Annotated in this window: 16 protein-coding genes; 3 read left to right on the top strand and 13 right to left on the bottom strand. The window is 61.1% G+C overall.

The window, feature by feature from the left end:
- Positions 1–65: 65 nt before the first annotated feature.
- From F0P97_RS09535 to F0P97_RS09520, 4 genes are all read right to left on the bottom strand, one after another.
- Positions 66–1,112, bottom strand: a complete 1,047-nt coding sequence (locus F0P97_RS09535) for a hypothetical protein (RefSeq protein WP_182286511.1) — start codon at positions 1,110–1,112, stop codon at positions 66–68.
- 218 nt (positions 1,113–1,330) lie between these two features.
- Positions 1,331–3,610 (bottom strand): hypothetical protein, encoded by a 2,280-nt coding sequence (locus F0P97_RS09530; RefSeq protein WP_182286510.1) that lies wholly within the window; start codon positions 3,608–3,610, stop codon positions 1,331–1,333.
- Positions 3,611–3,618: 8 nt separating this feature from the next.
- Positions 3,619–5,208 carry a terminase gene (locus tag F0P97_RS09525; RefSeq protein ID WP_332839893.1) on the bottom strand — a complete coding sequence of 530 codons (1,590 nt, stop codon included), beginning with the start codon at positions 5,206–5,208 and terminating at the stop codon, positions 3,619–3,621.
- An 11-nt stretch (positions 5,209–5,219) separates the two neighbouring features.
- Positions 5,220–6,023: a terminase small subunit gene (locus tag F0P97_RS09520; protein ID WP_232538177.1), complete on the bottom strand. Its 804-nt coding sequence runs from the start codon at positions 6,021–6,023 to the stop codon at positions 5,220–5,222.
- Positions 6,024–6,334: 311 nt separating this feature from the next.
- On the opposite strand from F0P97_RS09520, the gene F0P97_RS09515 reads away from it, so the two are divergent.
- Positions 6,335–6,865 carry a hypothetical protein gene (locus F0P97_RS09515; protein WP_182286508.1) on the top strand — a complete coding sequence of 177 codons (531 nt, stop codon included), beginning with the start codon at positions 6,335–6,337 and terminating at the stop codon, positions 6,863–6,865.
- A 125-nt stretch (positions 6,866–6,990) separates the two neighbouring features.
- Here the strand turns inward: F0P97_RS09515 and F0P97_RS09510 are convergent, their stop codons facing one another.
- From F0P97_RS09510 to F0P97_RS27470, 8 genes are all read right to left on the bottom strand, one after another.
- Positions 6,991–7,548, bottom strand: a complete 558-nt coding sequence (locus F0P97_RS09510) for a hypothetical protein (protein ID WP_182287336.1) — start codon at positions 7,546–7,548, stop codon at positions 6,991–6,993.
- A 33-nt stretch (positions 7,549–7,581) separates the two neighbouring features.
- Positions 7,582–8,151: a hypothetical protein gene (locus F0P97_RS09505; RefSeq protein WP_232538176.1), complete on the bottom strand. Its 570-nt coding sequence runs from the start codon at positions 8,149–8,151 to the stop codon at positions 7,582–7,584.
- Positions 8,151–8,408 carry a hypothetical protein gene (locus F0P97_RS09500; RefSeq protein WP_182286506.1) on the bottom strand — a complete coding sequence of 86 codons (258 nt, stop codon included), beginning with the start codon at positions 8,406–8,408 and terminating at the stop codon, positions 8,151–8,153. The genes F0P97_RS09505 and F0P97_RS09500 overlap by 1 nt, the downstream gene beginning before the upstream one ends.
- On the bottom strand, positions 8,405–8,890 hold the full coding sequence (locus F0P97_RS27475) for a DUF1064 domain-containing protein (protein WP_232538175.1): 486 nt from the start codon (positions 8,888–8,890) through the stop codon (positions 8,405–8,407). Before F0P97_RS27475 ends, F0P97_RS09500 begins: the two co-directional genes overlap by 4 nt.
- A 71-nt stretch (positions 8,891–8,961) precedes the next feature.
- Positions 8,962–9,744: a hypothetical protein gene (locus F0P97_RS09490; RefSeq protein WP_182286505.1), complete on the bottom strand. Its 783-nt coding sequence runs from the start codon at positions 9,742–9,744 to the stop codon at positions 8,962–8,964.
- Entirely contained in the window at positions 9,737–10,666 is a 930-nt protein-coding gene (locus F0P97_RS09485; RefSeq protein ID WP_182286504.1) for a helix-turn-helix domain-containing protein, read from the bottom strand. Before F0P97_RS09485 ends, F0P97_RS09490 begins: the two co-directional genes overlap by 8 nt.
- Entirely contained in the window at positions 10,663–11,382 is a 720-nt protein-coding gene (locus tag F0P97_RS09480) for a phage antirepressor KilAC domain-containing protein (protein ID WP_182286503.1), read from the bottom strand. Before F0P97_RS09480 ends, F0P97_RS09485 begins: the two co-directional genes overlap by 4 nt.
- Complete coding sequence (locus tag F0P97_RS27470) at positions 11,379–11,825, bottom strand: hypothetical protein (RefSeq protein ID WP_232538174.1); 447 nt, start codon at positions 11,823–11,825, stop codon at positions 11,379–11,381. Before F0P97_RS27470 ends, F0P97_RS09480 begins: the two co-directional genes overlap by 4 nt.
- 215 nt (positions 11,826–12,040) lie before the next feature.
- On the opposite strand from F0P97_RS27470, the gene F0P97_RS09470 reads away from it, so the two are divergent.
- The gene (locus F0P97_RS09470) at positions 12,041–12,301 is read left to right on the top strand and encodes a hypothetical protein (protein WP_182286502.1); all 261 of its coding nucleotides are present in this window, start codon (positions 12,041–12,043) and stop codon (positions 12,299–12,301) included.
- Between the two features lie 8 nt (positions 12,302–12,309).
- Here F0P97_RS09470 and F0P97_RS27985 read toward each other — a convergent pair whose 3' ends face one another.
- Positions 12,310–12,567 (bottom strand): YdaS family helix-turn-helix protein, encoded by a 258-nt coding sequence (locus F0P97_RS27985; RefSeq protein WP_182286501.1) that lies wholly within the window; start codon positions 12,565–12,567, stop codon positions 12,310–12,312.
- A 71-nt stretch (positions 12,568–12,638) separates the two neighbouring features.
- Between F0P97_RS27985 and F0P97_RS09460 the strand changes: the two genes are divergently transcribed.
- The gene (locus tag F0P97_RS09460) at positions 12,639–13,397 is read left to right on the top strand and encodes a S24 family peptidase (RefSeq protein ID WP_232538173.1); all 759 of its coding nucleotides are present in this window, start codon (positions 12,639–12,641) and stop codon (positions 13,395–13,397) included.
- Positions 13,398–13,739 lie beyond the last annotated feature (342 nt).

Below are 13,739 nucleotides of genomic sequence, written 5' to 3'. Positions count from 1 at the left end.
GCTATGGGACAAGGGCGCTCTCATCACGAGATGGCCCGGGAAATGGTTTGTGGCGCGCCTGACGGCTACACCACGCTATTCATCAATCGCATCTGACGCTCTGGCGGCAGGCTTTGCATGTATGCCATCAGGGCAGCAGGGTCGCTCGCCAACTCCATTGCGCGGTCAGCCTCCGTCGCGCCTGCGGGTGCCGCTCCGGGCAAACTCGACAGGCTCACAGGGGGTTCGGTCTTGGCATTCGCCAGCGCCTTGGCCACGGCTGCGGCAGTGGGGTCGGTTGTCGCCGCGCCTGCAGCGCTAGCATGAACCTGCTTGAACTGGCCCAGCAGGTCAATCACATCCTGGGCGGTGCCCGCTTGCAGGGTGCGTTCAATGGCTGCCTGCATGTATCCGGGCTGACCAGACTTCCAGCTGGCGAACTCCTTGGATTCAGCGACTTCAAAGGCATCCTTGTGCGCATCCAGGATCTTCTGGGTGTGCGCCTGCTCTGCTGACACGGCCTGGTCGCGGGCCTGCGCCTCGCGTTGGGGTGCCAATGCAGCCTCCACTCGCGCGGCGACTTGATCGGCAACCAGCTTTTCAATGCCGGAAGCAATCCCCTCTTCGGAGAAATCCCCAAACAGGGAAGCATCGGTACCACCTTGCACAAGGCTTGTGGCAGCTGCCAGGTTCTGGTCTGCTTGGGTCGGCGCCTTCCCGGCATCCGCGCGGGCTTGGGCATCGGCCTGGGCTTGCTGCAGATTGGCGGCCTGTGCGGCCGTCATCTGCTCCAGTTGGGCGCGCAGTTGGGCGGCTTCGGCAATGGCCGAATCGCGCGCGGTGCGTACCTCTGTCAGCTTTTCATAGGGGATGGTGTAGCCACCGGACTTGCTGGCAATGGGCGCGCCTTCGTGCTCTTCCTGAGCCGATGCGGTTTCTGCAGTGCCTGCGGTGGTGGCAGTGGTGGCAGCTTCTGCGCCGGCAGCGGCTTCAGTCGCGGCCTGGGTGCTCTCGGCATTTGCCGGGGCGGCTGCGCCTTGGGTTGCGGAAACGCCAGAAGACCCGGAAGCATCCGCATCCAGATCCAATTCGCCTGCAAAGGCTGCTGCCAAGAGTTTTTGAGCTTCGTTCACTCTGCTGTGCTCCGTTCCCAGCTATCCGGCTGGGCCTGTTGGTGGGGCACACCGATTCGAGGATCAGGCCAGGGCCGAAGCCCTGACCATCACACTCTCCAGCGGTGGGAATGGGCCGACTCATCACGAGTGGGCTGTATCTCTGCGCTTTCGCGCTTCGATGGGATGAAGTGTCTCCGGGCTGCGCGGCGCGGTCTAACTCTAGTGGGGTACAGCCGCTAAACCAGGTTGTCGCCAGTGCGCGGGGTCTCGATTCCTTGCATCCCGGTACCCGCATCCTGCGGCACCGGTGGATAGGCCGGACTGGTGTTCTCGCGCACCTCTGGCGCCGCGCCTGCTTCGGCAGCAGCACCAGATGTAGCCGCGCCCTCCGGCCCTTGCCCTTGAATATAGGGGCTCTTGATGTTCATGGCCGCTGTCTGGTCTGCCGTGGGGAAATTCGGGTCATCGCCACCTGGGTTGGGGGCCTGGTAGCCTGCGCCCTTCATGATTTCGTCCGCAATGGGCGCGATCATCGGCATCTGAGCCACCTGGGCGCCGCCTTGCATTGCGCTGTACGCCGCTTGCACGCCGACCTGCACTTGCTGGGCGCCCAGCAGCTTCTCGCGCGCCGCCACTTCGCGCTCGCGCAGGTCCAGCTCTCGCACCTTGAGGTCGCGCTGCAGCTCCTGCTCGATCTGTTTGCGCAGCTGCTCAGGGTCGGTCTGCTGGGTCGCGTTCTTGATGACCGTGATGATTTCTTCCTTACGCGGCAGGTCCATCAGATCCAGCATGAAGGGCATCACCACCTGCTGCATCTCGGGTGGCAAAGCCTTGACGGCTTCTGACAGGGCCGAGAGCTGCTGGGCGCGGAAGCTCGAGGAGGACGGCACATCCGACAAGGCCACCTTGAGGCGCGTGCGCTGCACATCATTGGACAGATAGCGCAGACCGCCCTCCTCCACGGCTTCATTGAGCACTACGGTGCGCGGCGGGTTGATAGTGTCGCCCTCGATCACGATCACCTCGCGCTCCTCTCCCAGGTCCTCAATCTCCAGCGCCAGGATCAGCTCGCCCACCATGGCGCGCCCTTCCTTGAAGTTATCCATCAGGTCGGCAATGCTGATTTGCGACTGCTCCACCTGGGTCTGCTCCTGCACTCCGCTGGTCGCGTTGCCCTTCTGCCCCTGAAAGGCTGCGGTGATGGAGCCGACCCGCTGCAGGGCCGCGCGGCTGTCGGCCATCATCTGCAGCTGCTGGTTGTTGAGCTGGAAGTCGCGCTTGACCTCAAAGCGCGCGCCTTGCTGGGCCATCGCCTGAGGGTCCAACACAATGTCCGCGTCCGGCCGGGCAATCTGCCGGCGGAACTGGTCATCCGACATTGCCACCGCGCCCTTGGTGCGCTCTGTAGGGGTGCTGGCCATGCCCCAGCGCAGCTTAGCAATGGAGCTATTGAGGTTGTCCTGCGGGAAGATCATATCGCGCACCAGGCCGAACGGTACGCGCGTCATGTCTTCACGATAGCCCCAGAACGGCACATACGGGAAATGCGGGTGCGGATAGGGGCTGGCGCTGTCATGCAGCATGTGCGGGCCCATCCAATAGGAGCGGCGCATGCGAGCCACGGTGGCGCGCTCCAGCTTGCCTTGGCCCCCCGCCACGGCAGCCTGATGGGCGGGATTCGCAGCATCAAACTCGACCACCCGACCGCCGCGCATCTTGAGCAGCACCACATTCACCCAGCGCCGGTACCAGAGTTCGCCCAGGCATACCTCGTCCGACTCGTGCCTGTACCAGGCCTGCTCGCGCGTGGTCCAGGCCCGGTTGGTATCGGCTGCAGACAGCAACCCCGTCGATACGCCGCCCTCGGTCACATAGCCGCCATAGCCGCCCAGGCCGCTGACGGTTCGCGCCTGAGTGATCAGCTCCGCCTTGTCTTCAAAGGCCCGTGCCGTGCGCTCCTTGCTAATGAAGCGCTCGCGCAGCAGCCAGCGCGCATCGGACAGATCCTTCTCAGAGGCGCGCATATCCCAATGGATTTCATTGCGGTGGATGTAGTGGCATCGCGTCTTGTACTCCAGCGGGTTGCTGCTGCGCGCCACCTCGACCCAGCCCAGGCCCACGGCCGCCTGGGGCTTGAATGCCTCGCTCATGGCCGCGTCTGCCTTGGAAAAGCGCTCAGCCTGGTTGAGCCGGTAGTTCAGCGCGTCGGCCACATCCTTGCCTGTGGGGTCGCCGTCCGGTGTCACACGCCAGTCTGTGCGCGTCTTGGCCTCAAAGCCGCAGATGGCCGCGATGGCCGGGCCAATCACGTTCTCTTTTGCCGGCGGCACACCCGTGGCCTGCAGGCGCTTGAGCAGTTCGGTGCTCAGCTGGTTGCCGTCTGCATAGTCAGCCTCCTTGTCGGCTGCCGCGCGCCATGGTGGCTGGTCAATGCATTCCTGCACGATCTTGGCGTATTCCAGCACGGTCATGGGCTCGCCCAGATCCGCGTTTTGAGGGGGTTTGATGTATTGCATGGTTGCTCTCACGCGCGCCAATCGGGCGCTTCAGGTTCTTCGTAGCTGGAATGGTTGGAGCCGTAGCTGTCATCGCTCGGGGTGTACAGCCCGATTTCCTTCGCTTGGGCCCACTGACGGTGCGCGTCCGCGCCTTCGGTGCATCCATTGGCCTTGTCTGGCTCGTTGATGAACTTGGCCAAGGCTGTGCTGTATTTCTTCTTGTAGCCGCGCAGGCGCTCGACCCCAAAGGCGCAGCGCTCCTTGTCGTACCAAGCGCCCTTCATGTGCTTGCGCAGGGTGCTGATACCGGTCTGCAGCTCGGTGATGCGTGGCACGATGACAAAGCTCTGTCCTGGCATCAGGTCCTGCAGTTGCTCCTGGGTGGACTTGTTGTAGTCGCCCAGCCGCTTGTGCGCCGCATCGTGTGGCAGGAAGTGCTTGCCGAACACATAGCCAAGGCTCTGCAAGTGGCGAACGTAGTGGCGCAGGTCCTCGTCGTGCTCTTCGTAGTAATCGATAAACCGGTCTTCGCCGCGCAGCGACTGAGCAAACCAGATAGCGCAGCCATCGCTTGCGCCAATGTCCCAGAAGGTGTAAACGGGCAGATCCAGCACGGGGACCTTGCAGATGCCGCCGCGCTTCGTGACCACCTGCAGCACCTTGGTGAGATAGTGCCCTTCGGTGGACTGCTGGAAGGCTTCGGCCGGAGTGCTGGGGTACTCCTGCCACATGCGTTCTTCACGCCCCGCGAAGTCGGCGGCCTGGGTGGCTACATACCAGGCGCGCTGGTCCAGGTCGATGGTGCAGCCGGCCTCTTGTTCGATGCGCTCAAAGTATTCATGCTGCTCTGGCGTGATTTCCACCAGAGTGCTGTCCATGCGGTAGTTGGGCTCCTGCCACCAGGCATAGAAGTGGAAACGGTAGTCGCGCACGGTCAACTTGACATGCGTGTAATGCAGCGTTTCGGCGCGGCTCGACAACTCGTAGAACTCGCCGTTGGCACCCTCTGCAGTGCTCTCGATCACCAGAATGCCGTTAGTAGGCACTGCCGGGATTGAGCCCGTCATCACTTCCTTGGCCTTCTCGGGATACTTCGCGCAAATCTTGCCGAACTCTGAGATGTGCAGGCGGTGGATGGTGCCCGAGCGCATGGATGTAGCCACACGCACCGAGCTATTGTTGTGCGCAAACAGCAGCTCCGTCGCGCTGTCGCGCTTCAGGGGGAAGCGCTCGCGGATCTCATCGGGCAGGTTGTTGTACGCATAGCGCACCTTATCCCGAAAGATCACCTCAGCGGCTTCGCGGTCCTGGGCGATGATGCCGCAGCGCTGGTCAGCGTTGAAAAGCGCATGGTCTAGCCAGAGGATGGCGATCAGGGTCGTGAAGCCCAGCTGGCGCGCCTTGAGAATGATATTGCGATGCCAAAGGCGTTTCAGAAACCGCTTCTGGGCGCGATTGGGCTTGAAGGGGACCGAGTACGCATCATCGTCCCCATCGCCCTTGATCATGATCTTGTAGAGGCACCCAGAGAAGATGCGCCACTCAGGATCAGCCAGACAGCGCTCCAGCTCCTCTGGATTGCCCGGGATCTGATTCAGGGGGGTGGTATGCACCATGCCGGCCATGGTCAATCGTCCTCGTCGTCCTGTTGAGACGCATTGGGATTGACTGGCAAGGTCGAAGACGCTGGGGGCTGCGCTGGGCGCTCCGGATCCTCTGCAATCGGTGTGAAGCCGTTATTGCTGTTTGATGCCACACGCATCAGCAAGGCCTTGAGCGGATCCGTCTTCTGCTCGTTGTCGCGCTCGTACAGGCCCAAGTGCTTGAACAGCTTTTCCATGGCCGCAGCCTTGTCATGGACCTGTATCTCGATGCCATGCTTGCCGTGCTTTGCGCCCGCATACAGGGACAGCGCCGCCGGCGAAAGCGTTCTGGTGTCCTTGAGCACCACACGGCTTTGACCGTCGCCAAAGCACTCTGGGCAGGTTGGATGCGGTGGCTTGAGAGGGGTGTAGCCAATGCCGCCTTGGTGCTCGAAGGCCTCTAGGTTATTGCCAGAAGAGACCCACTGCTCAACGTCATAGTTCATCTCTGCCACAGTGCGCTGCCACTTGTGGCCCTCGCCATGACAGTGGCGGCAGCAGCCGATCTTGACCTCCACCAGCTCACGTGCATCTGCCGTGGCGATGTGCCAGGCTTCGGTTACCACTCGGTCTGCGCTGATCTGGGTTCGCTTCTGCTGCTCTTGTCTTGCTATCGATATTGCAGCTTGAACACTAACATTTACCAACAGGCGGCCCGCTTGCTCATTGGCGGTTGCCTTGCTGTAGCCCGCACGAATGGCTGCCTGTGTCGCATTGCAATCGACCAGGTACTCATCGACAAAGCGCTGCTGTTTGACCGTCAGACGGCTGTGGTGCGCGTCCCGCATAGGCGCGGCTTTGCCTGCTGGCTTCCTCTTGCCTGCAGGCTGCTTGGGGGACTTCGATTTTTTTGGGGGTTCTCCGGGCCTCTTACCCGCTGGAATGGGTGCCATGCCCGGAATGCTGCGGGACATGGCTTCTGGCGTCGAACCCTAGCCGGGTTCACTTTGGCCGGCCACAGGACCTTTTGCAAAGCGCCCATTCGCTCTGTAACAGGCTCTATGCATTACAAACTCACGCTTTGCAAGCCTCGACAGGTTCCCCAATCGCAATATAAAAAGGCGGTGCGTCATGTAACCTTGTACTTTGGGGGCTAGATATGAGACAAATCACTGCATCACTTTCGACTGCTTTCTTGTTGCTCTTGGCTGGCTGTGCGAACACGGTGGGCCTCGAACCAACCACCAGTCATAGCGGCTTCGACAATGCAAACGTTGTCACCATTCGGCCGCATGGAAATGCTTGCGCTGAAATGGTCTGCACCGGTCTTGGCGCACAGTGGTCAGCCAAGACCCCGGAAACTGCGCTTTTGATGGTGACCATCACCAACGAATACAGAGGCATCATGGGTGCCCAGCTGAACATAGATGGGCAGGTTGTCACGCTGAAGAAAACCATGACCGCGACTGCAATGGATGCGGCTGGAGGAATTCGTCAATCGACCCAGACCTTTGTTGTTCCCATGAGCTTGGTCAAAGGCATCACGAGTTCAAAGCGCACCTGGTTGAGAGTGCAGACGACCGAGGGAAGCTATGAAAATGCCGTCATCGATGGAGAGCAGGACAGCAAGGCATTTCATGCGCTAAAGCGCTTCTTGGCCTCTGTTGAGCAAGCTTCTGCGAAGTCATAACATGGCAGCGGCATCGCAAAAAAGGGCCCCAGGCCCTTTTTTGTCGCTCATAAGCAGTTACTGCTGATTCACTGCCAGCGATGAGGCGCTGGGAGTCGCTTCAGATGATCTGTTACGACACGGCCCTACTGGATCAGCTCAAGACTCTGCTGGGCCAGATTCCCCGACTGAGATGCCTTGAGCGCTTTGTACCGGCGCTCCACATCCCTGACCTGTTGCGCCATCTCCACCAAGCGGGCCTCCATCTCCTGTACGCGCTCCAGCGCCGAAGCCTCCAGCGCCTTGCCTGCCAGCATAGGCGCCAGCTGGCGCGCCTCGGCTGGCACCAGCGTCATCACCTCATCGCCCTTTTCAATCTTGTAGACCCCATTGGGCATGACGGTACAAGAGACAGCCTGCGCGGCCACATGCTGGTGCAGTGGTCGGTAGCACTGCTTCAACGGGCTGATCATGCCCTCACCTCGCAGCACCTTGATACGGTCGTCCACCGTGGTGGGCTTGAGCCCCGTCATGGCCACGATGCGCTCGCGTGTGGGCTCTCCGCCCGCATCGTGAATCTGCCTGATTGCCTCAAACACCAGCATGAGCGTCGGCGTTTCCTCAGTAGTCCCAAGATCCACGCCTCCATCACGGGCGCGGTGTGTCGATGTTCCAGAGGTTTGCTTTGCTTGTGTGGAATTCATTGATGCTCCAGGATGAATGGTTCAATACGCTTGTCAGGCCCACAGGGGCAGCCTCTTGGGCCAGAGCCCAGCCTTCAGGATTTGCTCGCGGGTGAAGCGGCCGGCTTCAATGCCGTACTCGCGGTGGGCCTCACGCCCTCCGCTCTCAAGCAGCCGGTAGTTGTCATAGGCCACATGGCAGCCCTCAACGCCTGGGCGGCTACAGCACAGCGGAAAACCGGTGCGGTCGTCCGTCTTCAGGCCCAGGCCCTTGCCGTAGTTCAGGTGGGCATGCTGGCTATAGCCGCTGATGCCGCACCAAAAGCAAGGCAGCTCGGCCACCAGGCGGCGGTAGGGCTCGCTCCCGATGACGTTCTCTTTCAGCACAGCTATGCCTGTCGTGCCAGCCCCGGGGGCCATAGTGACGTTCTCAGGCACCAAGTCAGCCGTTGCAAGGGCGCTCTCAATCTGACGGGCGGCGCGCTCGGCAAGGCGCTGCTCACGGCGACCAGACTGCCCCGGCTCGCAGTAGTGGCCCTCATCCTGTTCGTCACGGAGCCCAGCGCCAGCCCAGCCGCCACGAGACTTGAAGCCCTTGCCGGGCTTGAGGGGGCTACGGCGCATCAATACCATGCGCGCCCCCAGTCCTCCACAGGCACCAGAAAACCGTAGTCGTTAAACACGTACACAGTGCGAGCGCCCACCTGCACCCTGTTGCAGCAGCGGTTCTCCATCCAGCGCTCAACCAGGTAGCGGCCGTCGCTCAGGCGCTCATATTCCGGCCACACCAGACGGGTGATGCGCGAGGCGCTGGGCAGCTTGCGCTCGCCAGCCAGCGGCACGACCTTGCCAAAGAAGGCGGGGTTCAAAGGCTGGATCATTTGACCAACCTCACTTCCAGGCCCAGCAGAGCCTTCATCAGGTGACGCTTGAGCTTGAATTCTGGAGTCAGCATGCCCTTCACGTCCTCGATGACCTCCACGCCCTTTTCCACGTAGACGAAATCGGCCACGTAGCGAATGGCCGGCTTGACCCGGCTCGCATCAGCAAACTTCACGGCAGGCACCAGCTCATAGGCCACCTGGCGGCGCAGCTCGCTGATTTCTCCCGCGCGCAGCTGCATGCACAGATGTCCCCAGCGGCGTGCCTCGGCCCGGCTGTCGAACTTCACACCATCGGGGGTGACGGTCTTCTTGTTGCCGTACTTGGCTCCGCCGGCTCCAGATCGCTTGGTTGCGGCTTGAACCCCAGGCGCTTGAGCTCGGCCCGCACCGCTTCCCGCATTCCCGGCCACAGCCCGTGACCATGTGTCACGGATTCCTCTTCCAACTCCGTAGCCCTGCGCCTTGAGTAGTGCCACCATCCCGGCGTCATTGCCAGTTGCACCAGATGGTCTCTGGTTGCGAGGTAGTGCTTTGATAAATCGCTTTTCACTCATGCCACCTCTCCCTGCTGGTAGGCCAGCACAGCGGCGGCGGTCTTGCGCTTCTCTTGGTTCAGGCGCATGCGGTCTGCCCTGGCCAGGACCTGGGCATGGGTGAATCGACCTGCCTTGCGGGCGAAGTGGTCGCGCAGCTTGGCCAACTGCTGCAGCGCGGTGCGCTCTGCTCCTGTTGGTGCGCTCTCAGGGGCTGGCAGCGCCAGCGCAGATCGAGGGGCGGGCAGCTGCAGCTGGTGACGCACATCCTCGGTCAACGCTTCCAAACCGCCCGGCAGACGGCCGGCAGTCATGGCCTCCTGCAGAGCGCGGGTGCGGCCCTCAGGGTCATGACCCAGGCTGACCTGCACCACAGGATGCTGGCGCAGCGCGCGGGCCTCACCGGTGATGCGGCCGTATGCCTCAATGAAAGCCTGACGGGCGCCGAATTTGTCGCCAGCACGCAGCAGCGGCGCGGCCACGGCCCAGGCATCGGCAATCTCGTTCGTCCACACGATGGTGGCACTGTCGTCCGAGCTGGACAGTGCCAAGGCATAGGCCTCCGCTGGCAGCAGCCGGCCCATGGCATGGTCCACGTACTGCAGCACCGTGCCCGTCATGATCTGCCCCTTGTGCTCGGCGCGGATACGGGCCAGAGCCATGCGCAGTAGTGGCTTGTCGATGTGAGAGAGGTCAGAGGCCAGCAACGCCAGCGCGGCCGGGCGGATCTGCTGCCCAGACAGCTCCATGGTTGCGCCCAGCTCCTCAAGCAGCCAGTCGGTGTCGTGCTCGTTAAGCATTGCCACCCTCCTTGCGCTGGCGCGTCAGGCGCTTGGCTTCCTCGATGGCGTCAAAGTTGGCGCTGCTCTTGTCCGCAGCCTGCGCTGCCGTTGCTGTCACGGCCTGGCCACGCGCCCACTGGGTGCGATAGCTCTCGGCTTGGTTGACCAACACACCCACGCCGTGAGTGTTCTTCGTCACAAAAGTCTCGTTCACGCAGCGCACGTACCACGCAGCCACCAGCGGCGCTTCCTCGTAGCCCAGACGTTTGACCAGCGTCTTCACGTTCGCGTTCACCGCAGCATTGCGAACAGGCTTGACCCCGTAGCGCTCCACGTAGGCATCGCAGTAAGCCGCCCAAGTCTCCCGGCAGGCTGCCTGCAGAGCCGTCTCCCCTTCGCCTTCCTGCTCACCTGCTCCATCGCGGCCCGGCTGCGAAGCGGCCGGGGATGGTTCATTGGCGGTTAAGTGACGGTTCAACTGATGATTTGGGGGCGGCATTTGCCCCTCCAGACCTGCGGCATCTGCCGGGGCTGGGGCGGCATTTGCCGGGGGTACTGCGGCATTTGCCGGTGGGGCGGCATCTGCACCGGGGGCGGCAGCCGCAGGGGGGGCGGCATTTGCCGCCACATTGGTTTTGCGCTTGGTGGTGCGCTTGCTCTCCGCCGGAGCCTTGGCCGGATCAAAACGCTTGGGGCAGACGGTGTAGCTGGTGCTGGTGTTGTGGCGGTACTCACGGAACACAGCGCCAGCAGCTTGCAGCCAGGCCAAGGCATCGCGCACGGCGCGCTCAGACAAGCAGGTGCGTGCGGCGATGGTCCCAACTGCAGGCCAGCACACGCCGTCGTCGTTCGCTTGGTCAGCCAGAGAAATGAGGACAGCCTTCTGGCTGGGGCTCATGCCCTGCAAGGGCCAGCAGGCCGCCATGATGATGGTGCTCATGCCTGCACCCCAGCTTCCTGGGCCTGTCGGGCCTTGTGCTTGCCCCACAGGCCTGCAACCCACTCCACGCCCTTAGGGGTGAACTTGGTAGTGTTGAATGCGTGCTCGTTGGCTGTTGCCACACCAGCACGCACAACAAAGCGGCCTGCTTCAATGTGGTTCTGGTAGGCAGTCCACTCATTGCCGAGGCGGTACATGATCTTCGCGTCCTGCAGCCAGGCGCGAAACTCATGCTCATTGGCCTGCAGCAGCTTGGCCACCTGCCTGAAACCCATGGAGCCATTGGCGGCCACGTAGCGGTCGACGTACTCCACCTTGGGCGCAGCCAGCGCCAGCTGCTCCTGCTGAGCTTCGATCTGTTCGGCCTGCTCTGCGGCCAGGCGCAGCGCCTGGGCCATGGTCTGGGGCAGCTTGGGGGCCTGCTGAGCCTCCAGCTCCTGCCAGCGCTTGACCACCTTCATGCGTGCCACCGGGTCGTAGCCCAGCAGCAGCGTCAGGCTGGTGTCCTTGTCCAGCAGGTACTCGTCGTAGGTCTGGCCGTTCTGGGGGTGTATCCAAGGTTGGATGGACCCACCAAACAAAGCACCCAGCTGTCCATGCAAGGCGCGCAGGTCACGCATCACATGAAAGTGATCCTTGCCGGTCAGCTCTGCAATGTCGCGGCTGCTCATGGTCAGCGGCACGGCCGCCGGTGTCATGGTTTGGATCTGATTCATTGCTTGCGGTCCCCCATGAGTTCGGGGCCCCCAAATGGACCTATGAGCCGAGCCATTGCATCAATACGATTGGCTTCATGGTTCATCTTCTCCATCACCATTTGCCGATACGTCTTGCCATGCACCAAGGCGTAGATGCAGTCGCGCAGCACGCATGCGGTATCCAGGCCGCGCGCAGCGCAGTACTGCAACCACAGGCCATAGGTGACGTCATCGATCTTGGTTTTGACGGCGCAGATCAGTTTTCCCAGGGGGCCTGCGATGCCGCGGGCAAACATCGGGAGCAAATCGTCGCCGGCCAGTTGCTCGGCGGCGTGATCCAAGACCTCCTGGGCGTCTTCGGGAGGCAGACCCTTGAGCGCGTCCAGAACAGCAGCAAGCGCCGTGTTCTGAGCCTTGGACAGGTGCGGGAGTTGCGCGATGCGCTTGGTGGAGTTAGTCATGCATAACCTCCTCGTGCAGGTTTGCCGCGCAATCCGCTTTGTGCACGGTATGGCGATAGAAGTTGTTGAACAGGTGCCACAGCGGAGAACCCACCGGGTAGCGATTGGCCAAAGTCAGAGAGATTCGGTTTTGTGCGGCGCGCTGCGCCTGGGTGCCCACCGCCTCCCGGGGCAGAATGGAAGCTCCTACACAACCATTCCCGGGAGGTGCAGACATGAAAGAAGAGCAGATACACAAGGCGCTAGTAGCGCTCGAATGCGAGAGCCAAATCACTCGCATCCTCCTTGCCGAATTGATCGCGCAATCACCAGACCCAGAACTGCTACTGAGCCGATTCCAACAAGCCATCGAGTCGATGGTGAGAGAAGCACCGAAGGACGTGGATCAGGAGATGCTTGTCGAACTGCGCGCTCGCGCGGCTCAAACAGACCTGATCGCGAGGCGTACGTTGCTTGCTGCCAGCAGAGAGCGCTAAGGGACGGCTCAGTCATTGCCCACCTCCTTTTCTGGGGTGGATGGCTGAGCCAGCTCGGGCCAGATCTGCGTGTACTGCTCGGGAAACAGATCCTGCCTAGTCACAGTAGTGAGCTTCTCAAGGCTTGCAGCGCAAGCAGCAGGGATCGGGCGTCGTCCGCTGATCCACTGAGATATCTCGGAAGGGGATTTGCCCAGGGCTCGCGCCAGAGCAGTAGGGCCACCTGCCTCGGTGCTGGCTCGCTTTGCGAATGCTGCATGTTTCATACAGCAAATTTAGCATAGCTAACTAACAACATCAAGCCACGCTAAATGCAATACTTATTAGCATCGCTAACATGAAAGAATGGACTACTGAGGAAGAGGCTGCGAACTTGCGTCGCCTTCTTACCGGCGTTAAAAACAAAGCACAGTTCGCCAAGGACTATGGAGTTCCAGGCGGAGCGTCCATGCTTTCACAGCACCAAAGCGGACATCGCCCCATCAGCCTAGACGCGGCCAAGGCGTATGCAAAAGGGTTGGGAATCGGAATCGGAGAAATTGCCCCCCGCTTTGCAAAGCTGGTCTCAGATGTTTCGGAGCTTGCTCAGCCTGCGCCTCATCCAAAGGCACAAGAAATTGACCTGTCTGCATATAGCGCTGTTCCGATGTATCACGCGCCGGATGCAGTCATTGTTCCAGTGTTGTCCAACTGCGGCAGCATGGGGCCCGGCTCTGAGTTGTTGGAGTCAGATGTCATCGTGGGTGACCTGGCCCTGTCGCCTCACTGGATCAATCAGCAGATCAGACCCCAGAACCCGCAAGAGCTGCGCTTCATTCACGCCTACGGGGACAGCATGGCTCCTACCTTTACTGATGGAGATGTACTGCTTGTCGACACCGGACTCAGCGCACGCGATCCAAGTTCGCGCGAAGGCGTCTACGTGCTGCGCGCAAACGATCGTAATTTCATCAAGCGTGTCACCCCGACCTTTGACGGCAAGCTGCAAGTGACAAGCGACAACCCCAGTGCCAAGACTGTGCAAACGCTCAATGGCGATCATCAAGTGGATGTCGTCGGGCGAGTGGTATGGGCTTGGAACGGAAAAAGGCTGTAGCAGGCAAACTCCTGATTGGCCTTGAAATCATTCAGCCTAAAGCCCGTCATGTGCGGGCTTTTTTATGCCAATCGTCCCTGATCTCGTTGATCACCCAGGCCACCAACACGGCCAGGATCCACAGACCAACCATTTGTGTCATGAGGGCAGACATCGCCGCTCTCCTTGAAGTGCGTGATACCTAAATGCTCCTCCTTCAATAGACAGCACGCAACCTGAGACAGCTCGCCTTGTGCGGGCTTTTTTGTCTTTGAACCAATGCGCACTATCAAGACACAGCAACGCTACAAAAAAAATATTTAGCAAAGCTATTGCACAATTAATTTAGCAACGCTACATTAC

The organism is Comamonas testosteroni, from assembly GCF_014076415.1.
GTDB classification, from domain to species: Bacteria; Pseudomonadota; Gammaproteobacteria; order Burkholderiales; family Burkholderiaceae_C; genus Comamonas; species Comamonas testosteroni_F.
Note: the sequence above shows the minus strand (reverse complement) of the source record. Positions and strands in the feature narration are given on the sequence as shown.

Coding starts and splice junctions, on each gene's coding strand:
- F0P97_RS09530 (WP_182286510.1), bottom strand. CDS start 3,610: ATGCAATACATCAAACCCCCTCAAAACGCGGATCTGGGCGAGCCCATG.
- F0P97_RS09525 (WP_332839893.1), bottom strand. CDS start 5,208: ATGGTGCATACCACCCCCCTGAATCAGATCCCGGGCAATCCAGAGGAG.
- F0P97_RS09520 (WP_232538177.1), bottom strand. CDS start 6,023: ATGCGGGACGCGCACCACAGCCGTCTGACGGTCAAACAGCAGCGCTTT.
- F0P97_RS09515 (WP_182286508.1), top strand. CDS start 6,335: ATGAGACAAATCACTGCATCACTTTCGACTGCTTTCTTGTTGCTCTTG.
- F0P97_RS09510 (WP_182287336.1), bottom strand. CDS start 7,548: ATGAATTCCACACAAGCAAAGCAAACCTCTGGAACATCGACACACCGC.
- F0P97_RS09505 (WP_232538176.1), bottom strand. CDS start 8,151: ATGCGCCGTAGCCCCCTCAAGCCCGGCAAGGGCTTCAAGTCTCGTGGC.
- F0P97_RS09500 (WP_182286506.1), bottom strand. CDS start 8,408: ATGATCCAGCCTTTGAACCCCGCCTTCTTTGGCAAGGTCGTGCCGCTG.
- F0P97_RS27475 (WP_232538175.1), bottom strand. CDS start 8,890: ATGGTGGCACTACTCAAGGCGCAGGGCTACGGAGTTGGAAGAGGAATC.
- F0P97_RS09490 (WP_182286505.1), bottom strand. CDS start 9,744: ATGCTTAACGAGCACGACACCGACTGGCTGCTTGAGGAGCTGGGCGCA.
- F0P97_RS09485 (WP_182286504.1), bottom strand. CDS start 10,666: ATGAGCACCATCATCATGGCGGCCTGCTGGCCCTTGCAGGGCATGAGC.
- F0P97_RS09480 (WP_182286503.1), bottom strand. CDS start 11,382: ATGAATCAGATCCAAACCATGACACCGGCGGCCGTGCCGCTGACCATG.
- F0P97_RS27470 (WP_232538174.1), bottom strand. CDS start 11,825: ATGACTAACTCCACCAAGCGCATCGCGCAACTCCCGCACCTGTCCAAG.
- F0P97_RS09470 (WP_182286502.1), top strand. CDS start 12,041: ATGAAAGAAGAGCAGATACACAAGGCGCTAGTAGCGCTCGAATGCGAG.
- F0P97_RS27985 (WP_182286501.1), bottom strand. CDS start 12,567: ATGAAACATGCAGCATTCGCAAAGCGAGCCAGCACCGAGGCAGGTGGC.
- F0P97_RS09460 (WP_232538173.1), top strand. CDS start 12,639: ATGAAAGAATGGACTACTGAGGAAGAGGCTGCGAACTTGCGTCGCCTT.